Origin of the sequence: Pseudocolwellia antarctica, from assembly GCF_049933045.1 — a bacterium.
Classification (GTDB): domain Bacteria; phylum Pseudomonadota; class Gammaproteobacteria; order Enterobacterales; family Alteromonadaceae; genus Pseudocolwellia.
The window spans coordinates 1230425-1255783 of record NZ_CP187926.1; the positions used below are offsets into that span (position 1 = coordinate 1230425).

The window sequence follows — 25359 nt, forward strand, 5'->3', positions numbered from 1 at the left end:
TATAGAAAATGGCAAGAGTAAAACGTGGTGTACAAGCACGTGCACGTCACAAGAAGGTTTTAAAGCAAGCTAAAGGTTACTACGGTGCTCGTAGTCGCGTTTATCGCGTTGCTTTCCAAGCCGTAACTAAAGCTGGCCAATACGCATACCGTGACCGTCGTCAACGTAAGCGTCAATTCCGTCAACTTTGGATTGCTCGTATTAACGCAGCAGCTCGTCAAAATGGTTTATCTTACAGCCGTTTCATTAATGGTCTTAAAAAGGCTGCTATTGAAATCGATCGTAAGATCCTAGCTGACATTGCAGTATACGACAAAGCAGCATTTACATTCTTAGTTGAAAAAGCGAAAGCTTCTTTAGTTTAAGATTGAAATATTGTTTAGTATAAAGGACGCCTAGTGCGTCCTTTTTCTATTCTGTTTTAGCTTAAAGAGTTGTAACGAATGTTTTTAGTTTGAATAAAAGTATTCGTTACAATTATTTTATATTTAACTTATGAAGGATGCATTGCCATGGGTCTTGCTGATAAAGTTTTAGCGGTGAATAATGATTTACCTATTCGTACAGATGCTCCAGTACATAGCGGTAAAGTACGATCAGTTTATTGGTTAACAGAAGCTGATAGCAAACGTTTAATTCAAGAAAAAGGCTACGACGTAGCTGCAGGTACTGAGTTAGCTATTATGGTGATCAGTGACCGTATTTCAGCATTCGATTGCATTTGGAAAGGCGAAGGTGGCTTAAAAGGTGTTCCTGGTAAAGGCGCGGCTTTAAATGCTATTTCAAACCATTGGTTTCAGTTATTTAAAGACAAAGGCTTAGCTGATAGCCATATTTTAGGTATTCCACATCCTTTCGTATGGATAGTTCAAAAAGCTAAGCCAGTAATGATTGAAGCTATTTGCCGTCAATACATCACAGGTTCAATGTGGCGTTCGTATAGTAAAGGTGAACGTGAGTTTTGTGGTATTCAATTACCTGAAAATTTAGCAAAAGATTCTAAGTTACCTGAGTTACTTCAAACGCCATCAACCAAAGGTATTTTGAAAGGTATTCCTGACGTTCCTGAAGCAGATGATGTAAATATTACTCGTAAGAACATTGTTGATAATTTTGAAGCTTTCAATTTTAAATCAACAAGCGATATCAGCTTATACGAAAAACTATTAACAGAAGGCTTTAATGTTATTTCTGATGCATTAGCTGAAATTGATCAAGTGTTTGTTGATACCAAGTTTGAGTTCGGTTACGTAAAAGATAAAGCAGGCAATGAAAAGCTAATCTATATGGATGAAGTAGGAACACCTGATTCATCACGTATTTGGGATGCTGAGCAATACAGTAAAGGTAAAATTGTTGAAAACTCAAAAGAGGGCTTTCGCCAATTATTATTAAGCTACTTCCCAGATCCTGATATTCTTTTAAATAAAGAGAGAATGTCTGAAAGAGAAGCTTTAGCAAGAGACAATGAACTACCTGAGTCGGTACTTATGGCTGTTTCTGAAACCTATATTGCGATAGCAGAAAAAATCACACAAAGTAAAATCGTGATCTCTGATAATCCCAAACAAGAAATTATTGATATTTTAAAAGCCGAATATCAACTGATTGACTAGTTAGCAGATTAGCTAGCTTAGCAACAACGATATAGCCCTTTAAACTAAAAACCACAGTTATCATACTGTGGTTTTTTTATGTGTAAAAATAGCCAATAGCGCAAACGATGAGTAATACGTTGGTTAGTTTTAGCTTAGCTTTGTCATTCTTCATATTTCTTCTCTACAAAAGTAGTGTTCTGATATTAATGATCAATTTTATAGGTTTATAAAAGCTTTTTAATAACTGAATTGGCGGTGATTAGGCGAGAAAATAAAGCCCATAACTCCTTAAATTTCATAATTAAGTAAAACACTGTCACTCTCATATCGATATTTAGCAGGTTAATCTCTAAAAGCTGCTCTTTTCACTACATTTATTCGTCCAAATTGTGTAGAATCAGTCTCCATTTTATTATTCGAATTAGTCTACCCAAAGCCTTAACTTTTAAGTAAGGTGCTTTAGAGGAAATCATGAATTTAGACGATATTATCTTGCAGGCAGAACAGGCAATTGCTGCTGCTACCGATCCTGCTACGCTAGATCAAGTACGAGTTAACTTTTTAGGTAAAAAAGGGTTATTTACAGAGCAAATGAAAGGGCTTAGTAAATTACCTAAAGAAGAAAAACCTAAAGCAGGGCAAGTAATCAACATAGCTAAGCAACATGTTCAAAAATTGCTTACAGATCGTGGTGAATTATTACGTGCTGAAGTTATTAAGCAAAAATTAGCTGCAGAGTCTATTGATGTGACTTTACCAGGTAGAGGCAACGAAAATGGTGGTCTTCATCCTGTAACGCGTACTATCGAACGTATTGAAAGCTTTTTCGGTGACTTAGGTTTTTCTGTTAAAGAAGGTCCTGAAGTTGAAGATGATTTTCATAACTTCGATGCGTTAAATATTCCTGAGCATCATCCTGCTAGACAAGATCACGATACTTTCTATTTTAATCCTAAGCTTGTATTACGTACGCAAACTTCAGGTGTACAAATTCGTACAATGGAAAAAGAAGCGCCGCCATTAAGAATTATTTCTCCTGGTAAAGTATATCGTAACGATTACGACCAAACACATACGCCTATGTTCCATCAGGTTGAAGGTTTGATGGTAGACAAAGACGTTAGCTTTACGCATCTTAAAGGTATTTTACACGACTTCTTACATCACTTTTTTGAAGAAGAAGTTGAAATCCGTTTCCGTCCATCTTACTTCCCGTTTACTGAACCTTCAGCAGAAGTTGATATTATGGGTAAGAATGGTAAATGGTTAGAAGTTTTAGGCTGTGGCATGGTTCACCCTAATGTACTGAAATCGGCTGGTATCGACCCAGAAGTCTACACAGGTTTTGCCTTTGGTATGGGTGTAGAGCGTTTAACTATGCTTCGCTATGGTGTGAATGACTTACGTTCATTCTTTGAAAACGATCTTCGCTTCTTAAAACAGTTCAAGTAGGAAAGCCAACAATGAAATTTAGTGAATCATGGTTAAGAGAGTGGGTTAATCCTGCTATTTCTTCAGATGAGTTATCTCATCAAATTACAATGGCTGGCTTAGAAGTTGATGCTGTTGAACCTGTTGCTGGTGAATTCAGCGGCGTTCTCATTGGTGAAGTGGTTGAATGTGGGCCTCATCCAGATGCGGATAAATTACAAGTAACAAAAATCAATTTAGGACCTGATTTCAACGACGGTGAGTTAGTTGATATTGTTTGTGGTGCTAAAAATTGTCGTTTAGGTCTTAAAGTTGCTGTTGCCACTGTTGGCGCAGTTTTACCTGGCGATTTTAAAATTAAGAAAGCTAAATTACGTGGTGTTCCATCGCACGGTATGTTGTGTAGTGAATCAGAAATTGGTTTAGCTGAAAATTCAGACGGTATTTTAGAATTAGCTCAAGATGCACCTATTGGTTTATGTGTACGTGAATATCTTGATTTAGATGATGTAACTATCGATGTTGATTTAACAGCTAACCGTGGTGACTGTTTAGGTCTTAAAGGTTTAGCTCGTGAAGTAGGTGTTTTAAATAGCCTAACCGTTACAGAACCTGTAATTAACGACGTAGCTGCTGCCATTACTGATGAGTTAACAATAACATTATCAGCTGAGCAAGCATGTCCACGTTATTTAGGTCGTGTGATCAAAAATATCGACGTAACGGCTCAATCACCGTTATGGATGGTAGAAAAATTAAGACGTTGTGGTATTCGTTCAATAGACCCTGTAGTTGATGTAACAAACTACGTTTTATTAGAGCAAGGTCACCCAATGCACGCTTTTGATTTAGATAAAATCGAAGGTGGAATTAATGTACGTTTCGCTAATAAAGAAGAGAAGTTAACTTTATTAGATGAAAATGAAGTAACGCTTTCAGCTGAAACTTTAGTTATCGCAGATGATAACAAAGCTTTAGCAATGGCTGGTATTTTTGGTGGTTTAGCTTCAGGTGTTACATCAGAATCTAAAAACATCTTTTTAGAAAGTGCCTTTTTTAGCCCGTTAGCTATTTTAGGTAAAGCGCGTCAGTATGGCTTACATACCGATGCATCACATCGTTACGAGCGTGGCGTAGATCCACAATTACAACTTGATGCGATGAACCGTGCAACTGAATTACTACTAGAAATTGTTGGTGGTGAAGCAGGTCCAGTAACTGAAGCTAAGTCTGAAGAAAATATCCCTCAAGAAAAACAAATTAGTTTGCGTAGAGTTAAATTAGATTCTCGTATTGGTCATCATATTGGTGATGAACAGGTGGCTGATATCCTAACGCGTTTAGGTTTTACTATTTCGTTTGAAAACGACGTATGGCAAGTCACTGTTCCAGCTTACCGTTTTGACATTAAAATCGAAGTTGATTTAATTGAAGAAGTGGCTCGTATATTTGGTTACAACAACATCCCTAATGTTTCGCCAAAAGCGACATTAAGCATGTGTGCAAACAAAGAAGCAAACTTAAGTGTAAGCCAATTACGTAATGCGTTAGTTAACCGTGGTTATCAAGAAGCTATTACTTACAGCTTTGTTGACCCTAAAGTTCAAGCCTTATTACATCCTGATCAAGAAGTGATGACATTACCTCATCCTATTTCTTCAGAAATGTCAGTAATGCGTTTAAGCTTATGGACTGGATTATTGCAATCAGTTGCTTATAACCAAAACCGTCAACAAAACAGACTACGTTTATTTGAAACAGGTTTACGTTTTGTTCCTGACGAGTCTGCTGAAAATGGTGTAAGACAAGACAACATGCTTGCTGGTGTTATTACAGGTCAACGTAATGAAGAACACTGGGATATGGAAAAAGCAGCAACAGATTTTTACGATATAAAGTCTGATGTAGAAGCGCTACTTTCACTAACTGCAGATGCATCAGCTTACGAATTTTCAAAAGCTGAAGTCAGTGCATTACACCCAGGGCAAACCGCTGGGATCTACCGTAATGGTAGTTTAGTTGGCTATGTTGGAACGTTACATCCTGAATTAGAACGTAAATTAGGCTTAAACAGTAAAACTTTAATTTTCGAACTATTATTGTCTGAAATTCTAACGGCTAAAATTCCTGAAGCTGCCGCTATATCTCGCTTTCCGTCGAATAGACGTGACATCGCAGTAGTAGTAAAAGAAGAAGTTGACTCAAAAAATGTGTTACAACTTATTGAAAAGGTTGGCGGAAATTATTTAATTGATCTAAACTTGTTCGATGTATACCGTGGCGAAAGCATAGAAGAAGGCTCGAAGAGCTTGGCTATAGCCCTTATACTGCAAGATAATGATAAAACACTTGAAGAAAAAGACATTACAGATGTTGTTAACAGAGTGGTTGATTCATTAGAAACTCAATTAAACGCATCACTGAGGGATTGAGCAATGGCGCTTACCAAAGCAGAAGTAGCAGAACATTTGTATGAAAAAGTCGGTCTTAACAAACGCGACGCAAAAGATATGGTTGAAATATTTTTTGAAGAAATACGTGAGACGTTAGAAAGCGGTGAGCAGGTGAAACTTTCAGGATTTGGAAATTTTGATCTGCGAGTGAAGAGCGAACGTCCGGGTAGAAACCCTAAAACTGGTCAAGATATTCCAATCTCGGCTCGTAAGGTAGTTACATTTAGACCAGGTCAGAAATTAAAAAGTCGAGTTGAAGACGGTAACGGTTAAGTAGTACGTTCAAAATTGACTTATAAAAGGCTGCTTTGCAGCCTTTTTTGTTGCCTGTTATTTAGGTTCTATGATTATGATTTTTGATTAATTGCCGACATTATACCAATTTGATTAATTAAGTGATCTACTTTTTCATGAGGAAAAATGGATAATTACAAGGCATAAAATTTAGTCAGTAGTTATTCTACTTATAAATTTTATAACGCCGTCATTATTAATTTTAACCGTTAAAAATGAGCAGTTAATTAATCAATTTGGTATTAGTTCAGTTTACTTATGTCACCAATCTTAGGTATTATTTTGACGTTGTTTTTTTCGTTTTTATCTTTAGAGCTAAACTTTACAGGTTTTAGCTTTACAGGCTTAATCATATTTGGTTTTGGCTCGTCTTTTATCTTTTTGTTAAAGACTTTACGACAAACACTTTTTGAAGCGTTAAGAGAAAGATGAATAAACAGAACAATACACAAAGCAAATATTGCTCCGCTAATTAATGCAGGTAAACTTAAAGGAATAGCGAGTTGATATTGTTGAATAGTTGCTTGCGCCATAGATTCATCAAACTCAGTCACAAAATAAAAAACGCGTTTAATATACTCCACATCTTGTAAATTAGACAAATGACCTTGTAAATCCGTTACTCTGTCTGACACCTTTGAAATAATGTTTCCGGTTTCGTTAATTGAAGGCTCGCTGTTGGTTAAATACTTATCTACCATTAAGCTTAACTTACCATCAAAGTGACGATCGGCAATTAACTGGTAGTCACTTAATTGTAATAATGCCTCATTTAAATGACCTGATAGTCTTTGGGAATACTGCTGAATGAACTCAGGCAGTTGTAAACCTATAATGAAGGTTGATGTAAACAAACATCGATCAAATAATGTAGATAATATTCTTAACATAGACAAGTTTCCTAAGCTCCATGGCTAACAACTTCTGAGTTTATATAAACATAAGCTTGAACATACATAAAGTAATTTACACTTTGCTTATAGATTTTTGAGCAAAGTTAGCGTCTTTAAGCTGAAAACTACTGTGTTGCTAATGCTCTAAAGGATTTGTACTAGAAAGTTAAACACTATATGGTTAGCCCATTCTTTTATAAGGTAAATTAAACATGCGTCCTAGCCGTTTTCCTGAACGCGAAACCACTCAAATTAACTGGCAAGTGGTTAAAATGCTCCTCCCATATATTATGGAGTTTAAAGTACGTATTGGCTTTGCATTATTATGTTTAGTATTAACTAAAGTTGCTAGCGTATATTTACCTTTTATATTAAAAGATATTGTCGACTTATTAGATCAACAACAAGAAAACCGTGTCTACCTAGTACCATTTGGACTTGTAGCTGCTTATGGTTTAATTAGATTATCAATCGTATTATTTGCTGAGATACGCGATACCTTATTTGGTCGAGTCACAGAACGCGCTATCAGACGTATTGGCTTAAAAGTCTTTAACCATCTGCATCAACTGGATTTAGACTTTCATTTGAATCGTCAAACGGGTGGTTTATCTCGAGATATTGACCGAGGAAATTCAGGCGTTAGTTTTTTAATGCGCTTTATGATTTTTAATATTATCCCTACTTTATTAGAAATTGTGATGGTAATAGGCATTTTGTTTTTTAACTACGGCATATGGTTTGCGTTGATCACAGCATCTTCAATCACTTTTTATATTCTCTATTCTATTAAAGCAACTAATTGGCGTACCGAATTTATTAGAGAAGCAAACAAAGCTGACTCTTCAAGTAATACTAGAGCCATAGACAGCCTACTTAATTATGAGACTGTTAAATACTTCACCAACGAAGCTTATGAAGCCGATGCTTACGATCACCAATTAGAAAACTGGGAAAAAGCCAAAGCTAAAAATCGTTTATCTTTATTTGCATTAAATGGTGGACAAGCCATTATCATTTCTGTATCCATGACTGCAATGCTAGGTTTAGCGGCTTATCAAGTGACATATGAAGAAATGACACTGGGTGACTTTGTATTAATTAATGCTTTTATGATGCAGCTATTTATACCACTTAACTTTCTGGGTTTTGTTTACAGAGAAGTTAAAGGTTCATTAGCTAACATTGAACACATGTTTGGTTTATTGCTAAAAAGCCCTAAAGTGACTGATATTGATCATGCGCCTGATCTAGATATTAAAGGTGGGCAAGTCGACTTTTCTAATGTCTCGTTTGCTTACGATAGTAAACGTCCTATTTTAAAAAATATCTCATTTTCAATTAAGGCAGGTCAAAAAATTGCCATTGTAGGTGAAAGTGGTTCAGGTAAATCAACATTGGTTAAGTTGCTATTTCGGTTTTACGATGTAACTCAAGGTTCAATAACGATTGATGGACAAGCAATTGATAAAATCAGTCAACATTCGCTAAGAAAAAACATTGGAATAGTGCCTCAAGATACAGTGCTATTTAACGACACTCTCTTTGAAAACATTAAATACGGTAATACTAATGCCACTGATGAAGAGGTTGAAAAAGCGATAGAGTTATCTCATTTGTCAGCGTTTATTGAATCATTACCTGAAGGCACTGAGACTAAAGTTGGAGAGAGAGGTTTAAAGCTCTCAGGTGGCGAGAAACAGCGTGTAGCCATTGCGCGTACCATATTAAAGAATCCTGCTATTTTGGTGTTTGATGAAGCGACATCGTCTTTAGATAGCCATTCAGAGCAAGCGATATTAAAAGCGATTCAAACCGTCGCCCAAGATCATACCAGTTTGGTTATTGCTCATCGTTTATCTACTATAGTTGATGCCAATAATATTATTGTGATGAACAAAGGAGAAATTGTAGAAGAGGGTGATCATCAAACGCTTATTAATCGAGAAGGTCATTATTTTAGAATGTGGCAATTACAACAATCTAACTAACTTTAATTCTGGATAAGCAATGTTTCACAATAACGCTATTTTAAACGTTCTCGGCATTACTTTTATTATTAATAACCCGTTATTGAGTAAGTAAAAGTGCCTTGATAACGAATAAACTATCATCATTGTGACGTTAACTGAAATATTGATTAATTTTCATTGACTTAAAAATTCATTACCCAGAACTCAGGTTAACTAATTAAATAATACAGAACTTATAGACAAGAATATGACAACAGAAGAAATAGAAATAACACAAACAAGGCAATGGATTGAACAAGTGATTGTTGAACTCAATTTTTGCCCTTTTGCTAAAAAAGAATTAATCAATAACACAATTCATTATTATCTGTCGGAACAAAAAAAATTAAAATTGGCATTAGCTGAAGTATTCGAACAGTGTCTTTATTTGAAAAACAATCCCCAGATAGAAACTAGCTTGATCATTTACAACCAAGGCTTCAAATCTTTTGAACAGTATTTAGAGCTTGTGGATTATGCAAATGAGTTACTTTTTGATTCAGAGTTTGAAGGGGGCTTTCAACTAGCGAGTTTTCATCCTGATTATTATTTTGATGGAGCAGATATGGACGATGCAGAAAACTATACTAATAGATCACCATACCCTGTTATTCACCTGTTAAGAGAAGAAAGCCTAACACGTGTGTTATCAACGTATAAAAACCCTGAAAATATTCCAGAAAATAATATGGCTCTGGCTCAAGAAAAAGGCAGTAATTTCTTTGAGCAAATACTAAAAAATATTAAAAATAGTTGATGTTTTTCAGTTACAGTTACTAGCTGAAACAATTATTAAAACTCGGTATACTGCATGCTTCTGACATTGCAGCTTAAATATAGGTATTCTTTTTCGTGGAAAATAATCAAATGATCAATGTGGGTGGAAACATTGAAAGTGCAGTACAAGGTCAATATTCAATTGATATAAGAGCAGTACTTCAAGAGGCTTGGGCTTTAACTAAAATATCAAGGTTATCTATTGTGATAGGTGCATTAATTTGCATGTTTTTATCTATGGTTATTGTTTTGGTAACAAGCCAGTATTTAGGTGGGGTTGAGAGCGCATTAAAAGATATGAAAGCTCAATACATTATTAATGTATTAGTTACCTTAGCTATTTCTCCATTTATCGCTGGCATTGAAATGATGGGCGTTTTTCATGCCGTTGGTTTAAAAACACAGCCTAAATTAGTATTCGCTTTTTTAAGTAAAGGCGCCATTATTGCGATATGTGCATTGTTATCCTCAACCTTGTCGTCACTCGGTTTTAATTTGTTAATCTTACCAGGCATCTTTTTATTAGTGACTTTATCGCTAACGGTTCCGTTAGTTGTTGAGAAAAATATGATGCCGATAAAAGCGATTATCCTCAGTGTTAAATCGCTACGTTTTCAGTTTTTCAAATTACTCGCTATTTACGGAATCTTAGCGATGATTTTAATTATTTCGATTTTCCCTTTACTTGCCATGATGAATTCAGGTTTTGAAATGATTGGCATCGTATTTTTATGTTTTGTTCTTACTTATTTAACGCCACTTTTTTACAACACTAAAGGTATTTTATATCGCGAAATTTTTGGTATTAAAGTGAATACGTCAGAAGCACCTGCTGGAAGTCATACTGATAACGATGATGATAATCATGATAGTGGTGATAATGACAGTAGCGATAATGACAGTAACAATAGTAATGGCAATAACGGCAGCTTCACGGCTTAAAGTGTTAACTTCTCGGTATATTTAAAGTTGACTCTTAAGTGAATCTTTTGAATTAATGAGATTGTTAAAATAAAAAGCTATTTATGTGTGAACATAAATAGCTTTTTTTTATATAATACCAAACGGATTAATTTATTGCTCACTTAGCGAGAATTTAAAGGCTTAGAGGCACAGGTTCATAGTTCCAGACTGAACCTAAGCACCTACATCCATGTAGGCGAGGCATTGATTGAAGAGAATGGTTATTCTCGGTAACTGCTCCTGCGTTACCCTAATGTCCTACATCCATGTAGGAACCTTGTCAAAATCAATAACGCGGCATATGAGCCTTTAAATTCTCGCCCTTCGGGAGCTCATTAGCAAACTGATAACATCACAAAATTAAAAAAATATAGAATAACTATGTTTAATCAATTTTGCTTGTTCTAAGCTTGCTAATGTAGTTCTAAGTTGCTCAATAAATTAATCCGTTTGGTATAAGGTGTTTTGGAGCTTAACTCATGAATGAAGTGACTGAGTGCTACTTTACCTGCACTATATCAATAGAGTTAGTGTCTGGCTCGTTTGACATGATATTGTCTGTTGAAATCACTTGAGGAACTTGTAGTGTGATCTCTTCACGGTCAAAAGCAATATCGCCACCATTAATAACGCCCGAATCTTTAGAAATACTCTTAAAGTCAAACAATTCACTGTCACACATATGAGAAGGTACAATGTTTTTCATGGCTGTGAACATAGACTCAATTCGTCCAGGGTGATTTATATTCCAATCATTTAACATCTTTTTAATGTTTTGACGTTCGAGGTTTGGCTGAGAACCACATAAATTACAAGGTATGATAGGGAAGTTTTTAAGCGCTGCGTACTGTATCAACTCTTCTTCTTTACAAAAGGCGAGAGGTCTAATAACAACATGTTCGCCATTATCTGAAACAAGTTTAGCAGGCATAGACTTAATCTTACCGCCATGAAACATATTCAACATCATGGTTTCAATCATATCGTCTCTATGATGACCAAGTGCTACTTTTGTTGCTCCAATTTCTTTAGCCGTTCTATATAAAATAGCGCGTCTTAAACGTGAACATAAACTACATGTGGTTTTGCCTTCAGGTATTTTGTCGGTAACGATAGAGTAGGTATCTTCTTCTACAACTTTATATTCAACGCCTAAAGCTTCTAAATACTCAGGTAAAATATGTTCAGGAAAGTCTGGTTGCTTTTGATCTAAATTAACGGCAACTAAATCAAATTTAATAGGCGCTAAACTTTGCAATATCATCAGGATAGAAAGCATCGCGTAGCTATCTTTACCTCCAGATAAACACACCATTATTTTATCGCCATCTTCAATCATGTTGTATTCGGCAATTGCTTGACCCACATGACGACGCAAACGTTTTTCTAACTTTGATAATTGCGTAGCTTGAGCAGCCGTTAATTTTTTAATGGGTTGTTGAAATGTAGTAGATAAAGGCTTCATAAATGATCTCGAGTTAATAACGGGCGCATTATACCTAAAGGTAAATGTTTTAGGAACTAGCGATAAAAACTATTGAAGTTTTGTGCGGAGAAGTGAGTGTATTAAGGTTATAAAATAAGGAGAAAATACTGAAAGTAACTCTAGGGTCTGTTGATCTTTCGAGATTGTTTTTACAGCAAGGTGTTTGATATTTAGACAAGGCGAAGTCTGTGACGTGTAGCTAGCTACTCGAACAGACGATAACGCTCTGTCTATCCAAAGTTAGGAATTTCAAACACATGCTGCCCTTTGGGTTCATTTAAAACGAATTTACTCATTGCTGTTCGCTTTTTTAATAGAATAACTATTAGACAAATCTCACATCGCGATTAAATCCGTTTTAAATTGAATAAAATTTAACCCTGAAAGATCAACAGACCCTAACTAACATACATTTTGAATTAACCAGAGTTTGAATAATACCGACAGCTTACTTTTTATCTATTTTTGCTTTTTTAAACCAAAGTCCAAAAATAACAAAAACGAAAAACATAACATGTAACCAAAACTTAGGCCCTATGGCTGTGTTTAATGGTGCTAATTCACTTAAAGGAGTAAAGGTTTCTGTAGTTACTAATTTTACTACCCATTCGTTTGCAGGAGTCGCAATTAATGTTGTGAACCAACCTAATACAATCACTTGAGCGCTGCTGACCCATAAAGAATGATTGAAGTTAAAAATAACCGTAGAGATAACAGCATAAGCGATCGAAACACAAATATGTACAAACCAAGAAACTATGAGTGCAGCACTTTCACTGTACCCACCAAAATTAACATATGCCGCAGCATGACGAGAAGTTAACGTTGCTAAACCAAATAGTGGCTGAAAAATAATAAAGGCAATGCTAGCAATTAAGCCAACAATAAAAGCGGTGATTAAGGTGTTTTTCATAGGTCTTTAATAAATTTATTAAGTTTGTATTCTTATAAGACAGAGTTGAGCCTATTTAAATTCCAAAGTATTTCTTATCTTTGTGCTTTAACACTATAAATAATAGCTAATATAACAATTTGTAGCGCTAAAATATTCAACCAATAAACTAATGAAATAACATTAATATCAAGCACACATTTAAAAGACAAACACATCAGTAATGCACCTACGGCAAGTAATATATTACAGATAAGCTTGCTAGGTTGTTTTCCGAAACAAGCACAAAAATGTTTATGCATAGATAAAGATAAGGTAATTAATGCGATTGTTTGTAGTGATAGGGTGACTAACATCAAAATTACTCTGTAGTTATACGGTTTTTGTGTTTTAACCATACCGCAGTTTTTAAGAAAGCTAAGCCCGATAGAATAATCATGACATTAAACATTAAATAAGCACCATTAAGGTGTTGAATTGCATTTACTAAGCGTTGACTGTCTTGTAATAAATCTATAAAAGGCAGCGATAAACACAATAAGGCACATACCATTAATTGCTCGAACCATGCTTTTTTAGCTGGCCTTAAAATACTGTGTAATAAGGTAGCTAACCAAACCCATAAAAATATGTTCACTTCTAACGAAGCTCTATTTGATACATCAAGGGCTAAAAATCTATTAGCATAAAAGTAAGCTAAAACAGCTAAGAGTAAACCAGCAAAGCCTGCAACATTTAAACATTCAACAATCTTATGACATATATGACGTTGTTTCACTTTGGCTAAACGTTTGTTTAACCAAATTATAGAACCTGTGGCTATTAAAGCTGATGACAATAAACCTAAAATGAAGAACATCCATCTCAAAGTAACATCGGCAAAGTGCGCTTCATGTAATCCATAAAATATTCGTCTTACTTTCATTGGGGTACTTTGTTCCGGATAGCCTGGAAGAGCTTCCCCAGAGGTTGATGAAAATACTAAACGTTCAGCTTGATTCGACAAGGTATTATCTTTCACTCGATTAACGATAATTCTTCCGTTTTCACGATAAGGTTGTTCATAAGTAATATAGTCAATTTGATTTTCCCCAGTCCATTTCTGGTTTATTTGCTCTTCAATAATTGAAAAATCAGTTAAAGGTTCGGCAACAGGTGCTTGTTTATTAAGAGCAGGTAAACTTGGAAAAACCTCTTTGTTAAACTGTTTTATATTGTCAGGATAAAAATGTTGAGTGCTTGAAGGAATATAGGTGGTTACGTATATCATTAACGCGCTGCTACAAATCATTAAACAAAAGGGCAAAGTAACAATACCCATTAAAGCATGTGAGTCAGAGAGGAGTTTGCTCAGCTTAGCTTTACGTAAGGTGAAAAAATCACGGAAAAATCGACGATGTGTAAAAATACCGCTAAATAATGCTACCAACATCATCATGGCTGCAACACCTGCTATATATCTACCGCCATAACCTCTTAACTGTAATGTGTAGTGAAAAGTTCGAAAGAAATCACCGCCTTTGGTGTCTCTTACCTGAATAGGAGAAACGTCATTTAACGATAGGTTTTCTACTGTTCTTTTACGTCCATTACTCCATTGAATATATAGATGGTTACTACGACTGTCGGGTAAATAAATACGCCAACGGCTAGCATTAAGCTCACTTGACTTAAGTTGGACAATGGATTGATTAATAATACTTGTATTAGGTGTATGTTGGTTAAGTTCAGGTTTCATCCATTGACTGATTTCTTGATTGAAATAACTCAATGTCCCTGTAATAAATATAGCAAATAATAACCAGCCAATAACTAAGCCTGAGTATGTGTGAAGCCAAATCATGCATTTTCTAAAGTCAGGCTTCATAGACTACCCATGTTAATAATGTATTGTGAATGAGACTATGTGAGTGAGTTTTAATGATTGTATCTTGGTAACTGAGAATTTGGTTCGACGTTATTGTTGACGTTATGGTTAATACGGGTTCTATCTGTTCAGAAACAAGGGGTTTGTTAGATGTAGCCATTTGATAACACAAAAGAAGTAGGGCGCAAAATATGAATAAATTGCGCCATAAACTTAATAGTGTAGGCAAACAGAAACTTAATATGATCACAATGAAATAACACAAATAACTGAGCATAGTGGTAATTAATACACTCGTCGATAATGTGTAATTTAGCCATAAGGTTAATGCTGGAACCAGTGCAATACTAAAACCAGAAGAAATTGCATAACCACCAATAGTCGCGGTTATGCAACGTAACCATACCTGTTTCGAATGTGTCATATTAAGTCAATGTATTTAGCGTTAAGTAAAAGTTTTTAGCATTAAAAACGGTAAGTTGCCGTTACTTTTGCATTTCTACTTTCACCTGGTAAACCACCCGCATACATAGCTTTGCTGTAGTAAGTCGTGTCAGTTAGGTTGTTGATGTTTAATTGTAGATCCCAATCATTTAACTGATAACTTACAGCAGCGTCTATGATTGAATAAGATGGGATATAAGCATAAGGTAAGCCATAACCTGAAGCATATAAACTTCGCTTGTCTTCATAACTTACACCAGCACTAAACTTCATTGGGGCAGGTAATGCGCTAAATTGATGTTGGTAACTTGTCCATAAGCGAACATACTTTAATGGGACACCTTTAGATTGTCCTTCTTCAGCATCACCTTGCACGGTAGTAGCGTCTAAGTAAGTTGCATTGAAGTTCATGGTCCATTGTTCATTAATGGCTAAGTTTAAATCAAGTTCTGCGCCACGACTTCTGTCAGATTCATCATAGAAATACTGAGTAACATCTATATTGTAATCAGTAGCATTTTCGTTATCGTTATATAAAGGGTTACTATATCTTAGGTTAGTTCTGCTCGTTTCAAATAATACAAAAGACAGTAATAAATCTTCGTCAAAAGCTTTATATCTAAAACCTAAATCGATAGATTTTGATTCAGAATCTTCACGATCATCACCATCAGCATCCAAACTACCTAAAATGCTATAAGCGGTGCGACCGCGAGAGTAATTAATGAAAGTAGCAAACTGTTCAGACACTTGATAATTTAAGCCGACATTAAATGATAAACCTGAATCGTCTGTATCAAGCTCCTCACCTACGCCAGGCGCACTATCAGTACCTTTATGTTGATAGTCTTGTTCGATAGCCGTATAAGAAACGCCAAAGCGACCCGTTAATGCATTATCAAAGTAAATGACTTCTTGGGCACTCACGCCATAGGCACTTATTGTTTTATCGTAATTAGTTTTTAAACTAGGATCGTAATCTTCAAAATTACCTGTTGGCCAATTAGGATTTCTAATATCCAAAATATAAGGCAAGCTGCCACCACCATCAAGATCGTATATTGAAGATGATTGAACTGATGCTTCACGATGTTCATAGTTAGCGCTAATTAAATGCTCACCTGAAAAAAGACCAGAAGACCAAGTATTTGTTAGATCAATAAAGTATTGCCACGTTTTCTCTTCTGCAAATTGTTGGCGGTATTCTTGGCGACGTGCAGCATAAGGGTATAAAACATCATCAAGAACTAATGGTGCTCTTGGATCTGCATTGATTTCACCATTTCTGTTCCAATAAATGAAATTTAAGCCACCTGTTTGACGTGTGAAATCAGATGAATAGTCACGGTATTGAACTTGATGCGTTAACATTAAGTCGCTAGAAAAATCGATATCTTGACGAACTTTAATACGGATCTCTTCACCATCATTAGGTGTGGATAATGGAGAAATTAAGCTGCCGTCACCTAAATCGTATGGTGTAAGCCCATCGTTAGGGAGAACCGTACTTAATAACTCCGTACGTTGGGCTTCAGTTAATTGAACGCCTGTAATGCCATCGCCATCAGCGTCTGTGTCGTTCGCAAGATCTGCAATCGTTAAATCTTCAACAGGAACATTAATATCATCTAAGCTAAGGGTTCTTACAGGATCACCAACAGAATCGATTTGAATAGAATCCTTAATGTAAGCAGCTGAAAAAAGAAACCTATTCTCTGCAGAAAGGTTATAACTTAATGAAGCGTAAAGTTCTGAACGTTCTGAGCTAAGATCTCTATAGCCATCAGACTCTTCGTAGTTAGCAACTATGCGGTAAGCTGTGTTATCTGTTAATGCCGATGTTGCATCTAAAGTTACGCCAACATTATTCCATTGACCAACCAATGCTTTAATTTCATAACTTTCTTTTTCTTGAGGTTTTTTCTCTATTAGGTTGATGACACCACCAGCTGAACCCATACCATAAAGACCTGTTGCAGGGCCTTTTAATACTTCAACACTTTCAATATTTGTCATTGAGCGAGTAGGGTTGTAGCCATTTTCTAAATCAGCTCCACCATAAATTCCATCGTAAGTATAATTTGCCCCTAAACCACGAATAGATAAGTTATCTCCAATACCGTAATTATTACCTGCTTGTGTTAAGCCACTGATATTACGTAAGCTATCTTGGAGGGTGGTGCTTGATTGTTCACTGAGTAATAACTTATCTACAACAACTATAGCTGCAGGGGTTTGCATCAATGTCATATTTGACTTTGTTGCTGTGCCTGACTCTAAAATCAAACGGTTATGTAATCCATAAACGCTAATGCGCTCAATTTTACTCTGGTATTTTGTAATGTTATTAGCAGGGATTGCTATGCTCGCAACTGATTCATTATTTTCTTTATCTTTTATAACTACAGTATTACTTTTTAACCACACAGCTTCTAAATTGCTATCAGCCAATAGAGCATTAATCAATGCTCGGTTCGATTTTATCGAGTTAGTTGCCTTAGCATTACCTTTGATAACAGAAGGCTTAGCATAAATGGTAATGTTTTGAGTTTTAGCAACATCACTGAGAACATCCCTTAATGGTTCAGCTGATGATAAAGGTGTTGTTTCAGCTAGAGAGCTAGCTGAAAAAGACGCTAATATTATTGAAGTTAATAATGAAAGAGGTGCTATGTTTTTGTATTTAGAAGACATCAATGTTTACCCTAAATTTTGCATTAAATGGTGGTGTAGTTTTAATTGCGCGAATGGTAATGATTGTTATTTAGATTGTCAATGGTAAGAGTGATATTTAATGTTTTTTGCTAAACTTAAAATTATTTAGATAGATTCCCTTTGATAAGTGTGAGGTTAAATGACTGTCATTAGTTTCTTAAAAAGAGCGGGTAACCAAAATGCATCATTGTATTTACCGACTATAAACACTGTTGTTAAAACTAAATGTTCAACCATTCATATATCATATCGTCTTGAAATATTAACTAATTTCTGAATGTTGAAGAAATATGACTAAAGATGTAATCTAACGAAGTTCTATATCTTAATATTGCTATACTTAGATATATAAAGTACGTAAGTTAATATTTCCCATAAGTTAAGACTCAAACTTTATAGAACACGTTCTGTTTATGAATATAAATAGAACTAAAACTAAACCTTTCTCCGCTATGAACTCAGATATGCAATGCATATAAAATGACGGGATGTATTTTGTTAGGATTAACGATGATATGAAAAACGACTTAAAATTTAAAATACTTCTTATTCTTATCAGTGTTTTCAGCTTTTCCCCTTCAGTTTATGCCGCAACTTGTGGCGCGGGTAGCGATGCGAATGTAAGTGAACTACAGGGTTATACCCAAATCTATCAGCTCGATATACTTTCTAATGCCAATTATGCTACTAACACTCCCGCCTATGGTATCGATAATTCAGCAACAACTATTGATAATGGTATTACTCGTATTGGTTACTATTTAGAGCTACAAAAGGATGGTAGTTGTGAAACCGAATGGGTTTGGGTATCCATGGATGCTTTTACACAGAATTTAGGTGAAATAGGTGTTCCTGTTAGTAGTGCTGGAGTTACTTGGCAGCAGTCTATTGATAATATGAATGTAGAGTCAAATGTTGTAGGTGTTGTTACTGGAACTGATATATCTACTGGTAACATGGAATTTTGGCATCATTGTTATACTAGAGGAAATGATACGTCTGTTCTTAATGCGCGTGATGATTTTTTTGATTTTGGAGATTCATTAAGAGCCGATAGAACGTCCTGTCACGGTTCTATGCAAGTACATAATTACGGCGAAGCACAAACACTATTTGCTTTTAATGCTTGGGATTCTAATAGAATCGACTCAATAGGTATAGGTAATAACACAGGTGGGCACCCAGATTGGACATTTGCAGATAATATAGATGATTACACTCTTAGAAGTATAGAAGTATGGGTTCAGCCACTCAATCTTGCCGTACTTGATTTAAATGCCAACGGTGGTATTAATCCAGATACAGGAAATGCTTGGCAAGTAGGAGATGTAGATCAAGTTTACGAAGTTGCTCGTTATGCCAGTAGCACTCAAGATGCTAACGGTAACATAACAATAATAGATGATAACTTAAGTTTATTTATTGAGGGTAATCTGTGGCAAAAAATAAACTTCCCCTACACAGTCACAAAAAACACCGTTATTGAATTTGACTTTCAAAGTACTGAGCAAGGTGAAATTCATGCTATAGGTTTTGATGACGATTTATCTCAAAGTGAAGATCGTACTTTTATGCTTTATGGTACTCAATCTTGGGGTATAACAGATTTTGATAATTATAGTGGAAGTGGTGTTACACATTACACGATTCCAGTAGGGCAATTTTATACAGGAAATTTTGACCACCTCTTCTTTATAAATGACAATGATGATAATCCTACGGGAAATAGTACTTACAGTAATATTGTTGTGTATGAAGCCACTAATATTGACCCTGAAATAGATCAAGGCTGTGACGCTAATACAGGCCTTTTAAATGCTGTAGGTATAAAAATCAACAATGCTGGTACAGACGTACAGATAAATACCACTACTGAAGCTTTAGCAATTCATGCTGCTTGGTTAGCTGATGGTTCACCATCAACTGGTTTAATCGATAATGGGAAGTATAATGTTGAGGCAAGTGGTTCAAGTACTGTAGATCGTATTGATTTTGGTGGCTCAGAACATGATTTTACAGGTACTTTAGCGTACCCAGGTAATAGTAATGGTGTAAATGGCAGCAATTTTGTTGTATATACTTCGGGAATACTTAGTTTACCCGCAGGCGATTACACCATTTATGTAGAGAGTGATGATGGATTTAGTTTTGTTATGGATACTATTGCTGGTGATAGTGTTTCATTCAACAAATTTGGTAGTTCAAACAGTGGCGATGCTAATAAGTTGAGATTTGAGAATCCTACTGGCAACTCTAATACAGGTGGTTCTTTTACTTTAAGTCAATATTCCTCTTTTGATATAGCTGCTATGTTTTTTGAACGAGGCGGTGGAGATTATTTAGAAATCTCTATTTCTAATGATATACGTACTTCTGCGGCACCTTCGGGTTATGAAATTCTTAGTGCTGGCGCTCTTAATGGTAAAGTTCAATTTGGAGGTTGTTTAATCGACCATTATGAGATTATTCATGACGGTCAAGGTTTAACCTGTGCAGTTGAGCCAGTCACCATAAAAGCTTGTATGAATAGTGATTGTTCAACGTTAAGCTCTGATGAGATAACACTTGATTTGCAAGCCACTAACACATCTACCACGACGACTAAAAAATCTGTAACCTTTATTGGTAGTACTGATCTTGTTGGTGTTAACTTTAGTCATACGATTGCTGAAACCCTTAGTTTATCTCTCGCTAATGCAACAGTCATAGCAACAGAGCCTCTTGTTTGTGATGATAGTAGCGGTGCAAGTTGTAATATAGTCTTCTCAGATACTGGCTTTATTTTTGGAAATGACAATAACAGCTCGCCAATTATACCGACACAACTTTCGGGTAAGCCATCAGATACAGGTTTTAATGCGGAAAACTTATTTATACAAGCAGTAAGAACTGATGATAATACAGGTTCATGTACTGGCGTTTTTCCTGATGGTGGAGATGTTCCTATTAACCTTTCATACACTTGTCATGGTGATAGCAGTGCATGTACGAGTAATTTAGAGCTTACCAACAATGCCACACCGAAAAGTATTACAACAAACGTAACCGAACAGTCTTTACGTTTTGATAGTAACTCTACCGCTTATTTTACGCTTAATTACCCTGATGCAGGTAAGCTTACTATTAACGCACAAAAAGATATTGATGTTGATGGTTTAGGAGATATTAAAAGCTTCAATTCATCATCAAATGCTTTTGTTGTTCGTCCCTTTGGTGTTCAATTAGACTTCAGCCAAGATACGAATAGTGCTAATGCATTAGCTTCTAGCACATCAGAAAGTGACTTCAAAAAAGCAGGTGAAACTTTTTCATTAAGAGCTATAGCGAAACAATGGGTTGCAGGTCAAGATGTCGATAATGACGGGGTTCCTGATTTTTTTGCAGGTAGCTTTACCGACTTAAGCGCTAATGCCATTGCTAATCATTTTGATAATGAACAATTAAGTGTAATCAGAACCTTATTTTTACCTGATCCTACAACGGCAAATGTTGGTGCTCTCACAACTGAAACAAGTAACACTTTTAATGGCAGTATTTTAGATAATAATTACAACTTCTCGGAAGTAGGGATTATTCATCTATCTGCATCATTGACTGATAGTGACTATATTGGTGGTGGCGATATACAAGGCTACATTGCGAATGTTGGGCGTTTTACTCCTGCTTATTTTATTCAAACGGTTGATAGTCATGGTAGTTTGAATGGTAACCATGGACCCGATGCTGCTTGTATTATTAATGACTGGGCATATTCTGGTCAAGAAACTGATAGTGATGGCAGCATAAGGTATGACTCATTATCAGCTCCTAAGGCTTTAATAACAGCTTACAATGCAGCAGGCAATATTACAGAAAACTATACAGCATCAGGCTTTATGAAACTGGAAGCAGCTGATGTCACTATAGATGAACCAAAGGAAGATTTTGAGAAACCTCGTATTACTCCTGACGTTATCGATGAAAAAGTTAACATAGCATCTCAGATGAGTGAAGGTGATTTGTCTTCAACAGTTGATGCAGGTGTATTAAGTTATGAATTTAATTTAACAGATAACTTTATTTATGAGCATAACGAACATTCATTATATGCTCCTTTTCCTGCAAAAATACCTTTCGTGGTTAGCCAAGTAGAGGATGAAGATGGTATTAATTTATATAGTGGCTCTGACGTTAGTATCATGGCTACAGAATTAATTTTAACTGAAGGTGTTGAAGTACTATTTGGTCGCTGGAAAATTGAAAATAGCTTTGGGCCAGAAACTTCAAACTTATTAATGCCAATGTCTGTTGAAGAATATAATGGCACTGCATTTATTACTAACGTTGAAGAAAGTTGTATTAACGGAACGTTAGGTAATAAGTTCACATCAGGAGCTGTTGGAAGTGGAGGTTTATCTGTATGGGATTATCGCTTGGTAGATATTAATACTAGCGATAATTTACTCACCAGCGATAGTAATGCAAGTGTAAGTGCTGATAATACTTTTGAAAACGGTATTTACCGAGAGTTCTTTTTATCCGCGCCATTGGGAAATAAACAAGGTTCGCTTAACGTCGAATATCAAGTACCGCCATGGCTTCAGTTTGATTGGGATGGCGATGGTACACATGACAACAATCCTTTTGCCACAGCAACGTTTGGAGTCTTCAGAGGCAACGATAGAATAATATATATACGAGAAGTTTTTAATTAATTTGGTTAATACATTCAGGTAATAAGGGGATGTAACAAGAAGAGGTCATATTATTAATGCTAAAACAGATTAAGTAAATTTAACCTGTTTTAGCCTAGCGGTAGTTAAATGTGAGCCGTTATTGAGCTAGAGGTGAAACATAACCATCAGGCTTTAAGGCTAAAACATCACAGTTTAAACGATCAAGTACATGCTCAGCAGTATTACCAATTAACGTAGCTGACAATCCAGTTCTTCCTATTGTGCCTAAAATCACTAATTCAGCATCAATTTCGTTGGCAACGTCTTCAATAACGTCTTCAGGCAAACCTTCTTCAATATGTGTTTTATCTTCGGCTATATTGTATTTCTCACAATGTGAAGCCATGGCTTTTTGATGATGAGTTAACATACCTGTATTGTATTCGTTGGCATTAAATTCAGGGATTTCTATAGCTATATTGATCGGTGTGCCAGGGAATGAATTGACCAAATGAACATTTGCATTAATAGTTTTAGCTAATGCGTTAGCATGATCTGTTATTTTGTGATTAAGTGAACGATGCTCTTCTTCATCACTACCTGCATTAATTGCTGCAAGAATATTACCTTTTTCAGGCCACAAGTGATCTTTCACTAATAAAACAGGACACGGGCACTTTCTAAGAATATGCCAATCGGTAGGAGTGAAGATAACCGACTTCAACTTATCGTGCTCGTGAGTACCTTTAATAACAATATCGTGTTTATGCTCTAGCACTTCATTGATAATTGATTCAAAAGGGCGGTTGTGCCACACAACTTTGGTATGAATGGTTAGACCGTGCGTGTTTAAATCGCTAACCAGTTTATTTATCCACTCATGGCGATCATCTATAACCGTTTGGCGCATAGATTCGCGTTCATCGCTAGACAGCATAGTTGTCATCTCATAAGAGAAGTCGAATATAGATAAGAACGCCGTTATAGTCGCATTAGTATGTTGAGCAAGTTCAATGCTGCGTTTTAATGCTTTTTGATCGTCAGTGGTAGGGTCAATAACCGTAAGTATATTTTGATATTGATTCATAATAATAACTCCAAATTCTCTACTTTACTCATTATAAGTATAGGGTAAGTTTGATATTTTTTATTGTTTGAAATCAATCTACTTTCAATTGAGCAATTTCTTTCAAGCCATCAGCATCTTTAATGGTAATTAACTTTCCTTCAACACCAATTAATTCATTCTTATTAAAACGATTGAGTAAACGACTAATGGTTTCAACAGTAAGACCAATATAATTGCCAATATCACTTCGCGTCATCGTTAAACGAAACTCTGATGGTGAAAAACCACGCTTTTGAAATCTACTACTTAAAGTGCTGATGAAAGTCGCTAAGCGTTGTTCTGCATTTTTATGATTAAGTAACATAAGCATTTCTTGATCTGAACAGATCTCCATACTCATCATTCTTAACATTTGCTTTTTCAGCTTAGGCATATCATTTGAAAGTTCATCTAAGGTGTTATAGGGAATTTCACATACCATTGAGGTTTCTAGTGCAGAAGCAAAACTAGGATGTTCTGAGTTAGCAATAGCGTCAAAACCAAGCAAATCACCAGCTAAGTGAAAGCCTGTTATTTGTTGATCACCTTTCTCATCTATTTTATATGTTTTGAATGTACCTGAGCGAACAGCGTATAACGACTTCATTTCATCGCCACTTTGAAAAAGCTTCTCGCCTTTATGGATAGGTTTTTTGCGGTCAATAATGTTGTCGAGAGAATTTAATTCTTCTTCATTCAAAGAAAAAGGGAGGCATAACTCACTAATACTACAATTCTGACAGTGAATATGTGATTTGAACGCAGGCTGCTTACTTTCCATGTGTATCCATATTTAATACATGATTAAGATCAAATGATATTAGAACAGGGCAAAATATGCAATCGGTTAACGTAATAGATACAAACTATAAACACCATAAAAGATAAGGCTTAACGCCATAAACTTTCTAAATGTAGGATGGATAAGCAGAGTTTTAGCTTTTATAAAACTGTACGACATAATAAGTAAAGCGGGTAAAGTGCCTAAACCAAAAAATGTCATGATTAAAGCCCCTTTAGTCACATCACCACTCGCTAATGACCAAGTCAGCATCGAGTAGATTAATCCACAAGGTAGCCAACCCCATAAAGCACCTAAGCCGAGTGCTTTAGCTGGAGAGTTTACAGGGATAAGTTGTTTTGAATAAGGTGATAAATAACGCCAAATAAACTTACCTAAACGCTCAATTCTGTATAACCACATTAACCATTTGCCAATATATAAACCTAAAAATATCAGAAATATGGCTGATACCATACGCAAACCACTTAAAGGCACACCTATGTTTTTTGCAGCTACTGAGCCAGTAAAGCCAACAATAGCGCCAATAAGCGAGTAAGAAAGTATTCTGCCAAGGTTATAACAAATAACTAATAGAGTTTTCGAGTATGACGAGTCTTTAGGTAAAGCCGAGGTTAACATAGAGGTGATGCCACCACACATGCCTAAACAGTGCCCTGAGCCCAATATACCAATAACAAATGCTGAAAAGTAATCAATATCCATTAATTATCTTTTGATTGCTTATCTGGGCTTTGAGAGGATGTTGTGTTATTTACTGACGCTTGTTCTGCTGTTTGTAAATCTGATGAGTTGCTTTTTGTAATGCTTTCATCAGAACTGTTTTCTTTTTCGTCATCAAATAAAATGCTCAGACCTTGCTTCTCAAGATCATCAAACTGTTCTGTTTTAACTGCCCAGAAAAAAAAGGTAAAGACCGATAGCGGTTAAAAGTACGGCAATAGGAATTAATACGTAAATTATGCTCAT

18 protein-coding genes and 1 pseudogene are annotated in these 25359 nt (G+C 35.7%); 9 read left to right on the forward strand and 10 right to left on the reverse strand.

Going from position 1 to position 25359, the window contains the following annotated elements; all coding sequences use genetic code 11:
* The first annotated feature begins 8 nt into the window (after nucleotides 1-8).
* The 5 genes from rplT to ACPUVN_RS05395 all read left to right on the forward strand — a co-directional run bounded on the left by rplT (nucleotide 9) and on the right by ACPUVN_RS05395 (nucleotide 5755).
* The gene (rplT, locus tag ACPUVN_RS05375) at nucleotides 9-365 is read left to right on the forward strand and encodes a 50S ribosomal protein L20 (RefSeq protein WP_076418046.1); all 357 of its coding nucleotides are present in this window, start codon (nucleotides 9-11) and stop codon (nucleotides 363-365) included.
* Between the two features lie 147 nt (nucleotides 366-512).
* Entirely contained in the window at nucleotides 513-1616 is a 1104-nt protein-coding gene (locus tag ACPUVN_RS05380; protein ID WP_426357654.1) for a phosphoribosylaminoimidazolesuccinocarboxamide synthase, read from the forward strand.
* Between the two features lie 453 nt (nucleotides 1617-2069).
* Complete coding sequence (pheS, locus tag ACPUVN_RS05385) at nucleotides 2070-3050, forward strand: phenylalanine--tRNA ligase subunit alpha (RefSeq protein WP_426357653.1); 981 nt, start codon at nucleotides 2070-2072, stop codon at nucleotides 3048-3050.
* 11 nt (nucleotides 3051-3061) lie between these two features.
* Nucleotides 3062-5461, forward strand: a complete 2400-nt coding sequence (gene pheT, locus ACPUVN_RS05390) for a phenylalanine--tRNA ligase subunit beta (protein WP_426370124.1) — start codon at nucleotides 3062-3064, stop codon at nucleotides 5459-5461.
* A gap of 3 nt (nucleotides 5462-5464) precedes the next feature.
* Entirely contained in the window at nucleotides 5465-5755 is a 291-nt protein-coding gene (locus ACPUVN_RS05395; protein ID WP_426357651.1) for an integration host factor subunit alpha, read from the forward strand.
* Nucleotides 5756-6018: 263 nt separating this feature from the next.
* Here ACPUVN_RS05395 and ACPUVN_RS05400 read toward each other — a convergent pair whose 3' ends face one another.
* Nucleotides 6019-6666: a DUF2937 family protein gene (locus tag ACPUVN_RS05400; protein ID WP_426370125.1), complete on the reverse strand. Its 648-nt coding sequence runs from the start codon at nucleotides 6664-6666 to the stop codon at nucleotides 6019-6021.
* A 215-nt stretch (nucleotides 6667-6881) separates the two neighbouring features.
* Here ACPUVN_RS05400 and ACPUVN_RS05405 point away from each other — a divergent pair, with 215 nt between their 5' ends.
* From ACPUVN_RS05405 to ACPUVN_RS05415, 3 genes are all read left to right on the forward strand, one after another.
* Nucleotides 6882-8660, forward strand: coding sequence for an ABCB family ABC transporter ATP-binding protein/permease (locus ACPUVN_RS05405; protein WP_426370126.1), 1779 nt, complete (start codon nucleotides 6882-6884; stop codon nucleotides 8658-8660).
* 229 nt (nucleotides 8661-8889) lie between these two features.
* Complete coding sequence (locus ACPUVN_RS05410; protein WP_426370127.1) at nucleotides 8890-9438, forward strand: DUF1415 domain-containing protein; 549 nt, start codon at nucleotides 8890-8892, stop codon at nucleotides 9436-9438.
* A 95-nt stretch (nucleotides 9439-9533) separates the two neighbouring features.
* Nucleotides 9534-10400, forward strand: a complete 867-nt coding sequence (locus ACPUVN_RS05415) for a hypothetical protein (protein WP_426370128.1) — start codon at nucleotides 9534-9536, stop codon at nucleotides 10398-10400.
* 520 nt (nucleotides 10401-10920) lie between these two features.
* Here ACPUVN_RS05415 and ttcA read toward each other — a convergent pair.
* The 5 genes from ttcA to ACPUVN_RS05440 form a co-directional block, all read right to left on the reverse strand.
* Nucleotides 10921-11886 (reverse strand): tRNA 2-thiocytidine(32) synthetase TtcA, encoded by a 966-nt coding sequence (gene ttcA, locus ACPUVN_RS05420; protein ID WP_426357646.1) that lies wholly within the window; start codon nucleotides 11884-11886, stop codon nucleotides 10921-10923.
* A 469-nt stretch (nucleotides 11887-12355) separates the two neighbouring features.
* A complete protein-coding gene (locus tag ACPUVN_RS05425; protein ID WP_426370129.1) occupies nucleotides 12356-12820 on the reverse strand; it encodes a hypothetical protein in 465 nt (154 codons plus the stop codon).
* A 74-nt stretch (nucleotides 12821-12894) separates the two neighbouring features.
* On the reverse strand, nucleotides 12895-13155 hold the full coding sequence (locus ACPUVN_RS05430; protein WP_426357644.1) for a DUF3325 family protein: 261 nt from the start codon (nucleotides 13153-13155) through the stop codon (nucleotides 12895-12897).
* A gap of 5 nt (nucleotides 13156-13160) precedes the next feature.
* On the reverse strand, nucleotides 13161-14642 hold the full coding sequence (locus tag ACPUVN_RS05435; protein ID WP_426370130.1) for a PepSY-associated TM helix domain-containing protein: 1482 nt from the start codon (nucleotides 14640-14642) through the stop codon (nucleotides 13161-13163).
* A gap of 489 nt (nucleotides 14643-15131) precedes the next feature.
* Nucleotides 15132-17804 carry a TonB-dependent receptor gene (locus ACPUVN_RS05440; protein WP_426370131.1) on the reverse strand — a complete coding sequence of 891 codons (2673 nt, stop codon included), beginning with the start codon at nucleotides 17802-17804 and terminating at the stop codon, nucleotides 15132-15134.
* Between the two features lie 536 nt (nucleotides 17805-18340).
* Between ACPUVN_RS05440 and ACPUVN_RS05445 the strand changes: the two genes are divergently transcribed.
* The gene (locus ACPUVN_RS05445) at nucleotides 18341-22519 is read left to right on the forward strand and encodes a DUF6701 domain-containing protein (protein WP_426370132.1); all 4179 of its coding nucleotides are present in this window, start codon (nucleotides 18341-18343) and stop codon (nucleotides 22517-22519) included.
* 118 nt (nucleotides 22520-22637) lie between these two features.
* Here ACPUVN_RS05445 and uspE read toward each other — a convergent pair whose 3' ends face one another.
* From uspE to ccoS, 4 genes and pseudogenes are all read right to left on the reverse strand, one after another.
* Nucleotides 22638-23567: a universal stress protein UspE gene (uspE, locus tag ACPUVN_RS05450; RefSeq protein WP_426357641.1), complete on the reverse strand. Its 930-nt coding sequence runs from the start codon at nucleotides 23565-23567 to the stop codon at nucleotides 22638-22640.
* A gap of 73 nt (nucleotides 23568-23640) precedes the next feature.
* Nucleotides 23641-24369 carry a fumarate/nitrate reduction transcriptional regulator Fnr gene (fnr, locus tag ACPUVN_RS05455; RefSeq protein ID WP_426357640.1) on the reverse strand — a complete coding sequence of 243 codons (729 nt, stop codon included), beginning with the start codon at nucleotides 24367-24369 and terminating at the stop codon, nucleotides 23641-23643.
* A gap of 66 nt (nucleotides 24370-24435) precedes the next feature.
* Nucleotides 24436-25095: a sulfite exporter TauE/SafE family protein gene (locus ACPUVN_RS05460; protein ID WP_426370133.1), complete on the reverse strand. Its 660-nt coding sequence runs from the start codon at nucleotides 25093-25095 to the stop codon at nucleotides 24436-24438.
* Nucleotides 25095-25359: pseudogene (gene ccoS / locus ACPUVN_RS05465) on the reverse strand (cbb3-type cytochrome oxidase assembly protein CcoS). Before ccoS ends, ACPUVN_RS05460 begins: the two are co-directional and overlap by 1 nt.

Coding starts and splice junctions, on each gene's coding strand:
- ACPUVN_RS05410 (WP_426370127.1), top strand. CDS start 8,890: ATGACAACAGAAGAAATAGAAATAACACAAACAAGGCAATGGATTGAA.
- ACPUVN_RS05435 (WP_426370130.1), bottom strand. CDS start 14,642: ATGATTTGGCTTCACACATACTCAGGCTTAGTTATTGGCTGGTTATTA.
- ACPUVN_RS05425 (WP_426370129.1), bottom strand. CDS start 12,820: ATGAAAAACACCTTAATCACCGCTTTTATTGTTGGCTTAATTGCTAGC.
- ACPUVN_RS05380 (WP_426357654.1), top strand. CDS start 513: ATGGGTCTTGCTGATAAAGTTTTAGCGGTGAATAATGATTTACCTATT.
- ACPUVN_RS05430 (WP_426357644.1), bottom strand. CDS start 13,155: ATGTTAGTCACCCTATCACTACAAACAATCGCATTAATTACCTTATCT.
- ACPUVN_RS05440 (WP_426370131.1), bottom strand. CDS start 17,804: ATGTCTTCTAAATACAAAAACATAGCACCTCTTTCATTATTAACTTCA.
- ACPUVN_RS05405 (WP_426370126.1), top strand. CDS start 6,882: ATGCGTCCTAGCCGTTTTCCTGAACGCGAAACCACTCAAATTAACTGG.
- fnr (WP_426357640.1), bottom strand. CDS start 24,369: ATGGAAAGTAAGCAGCCTGCGTTCAAATCACATATTCACTGTCAGAAT.
- ACPUVN_RS05400 (WP_426370125.1), bottom strand. CDS start 6,666: ATGTTAAGAATATTATCTACATTATTTGATCGATGTTTGTTTACATCA.
- pheT (WP_426370124.1), top strand. CDS start 3,062: ATGAAATTTAGTGAATCATGGTTAAGAGAGTGGGTTAATCCTGCTATT.
- pheS (WP_426357653.1), top strand. CDS start 2,070: ATGAATTTAGACGATATTATCTTGCAGGCAGAACAGGCAATTGCTGCT.
- uspE (WP_426357641.1), bottom strand. CDS start 23,567: ATGAATCAATATCAAAATATACTTACGGTTATTGACCCTACCACTGAC.
- rplT (WP_076418046.1), top strand. CDS start 9: ATGGCAAGAGTAAAACGTGGTGTACAAGCACGTGCACGTCACAAGAAG.
- ACPUVN_RS05445 (WP_426370132.1), top strand. CDS start 18,341: ATGAAAAACGACTTAAAATTTAAAATACTTCTTATTCTTATCAGTGTT.
- ttcA (WP_426357646.1), bottom strand. CDS start 11,886: ATGAAGCCTTTATCTACTACATTTCAACAACCCATTAAAAAATTAACG.
- ACPUVN_RS05460 (WP_426370133.1), bottom strand. CDS start 25,095: ATGGATATTGATTACTTTTCAGCATTTGTTATTGGTATATTGGGCTCA.
- ACPUVN_RS05395 (WP_426357651.1), top strand. CDS start 5,465: ATGGCGCTTACCAAAGCAGAAGTAGCAGAACATTTGTATGAAAAAGTC.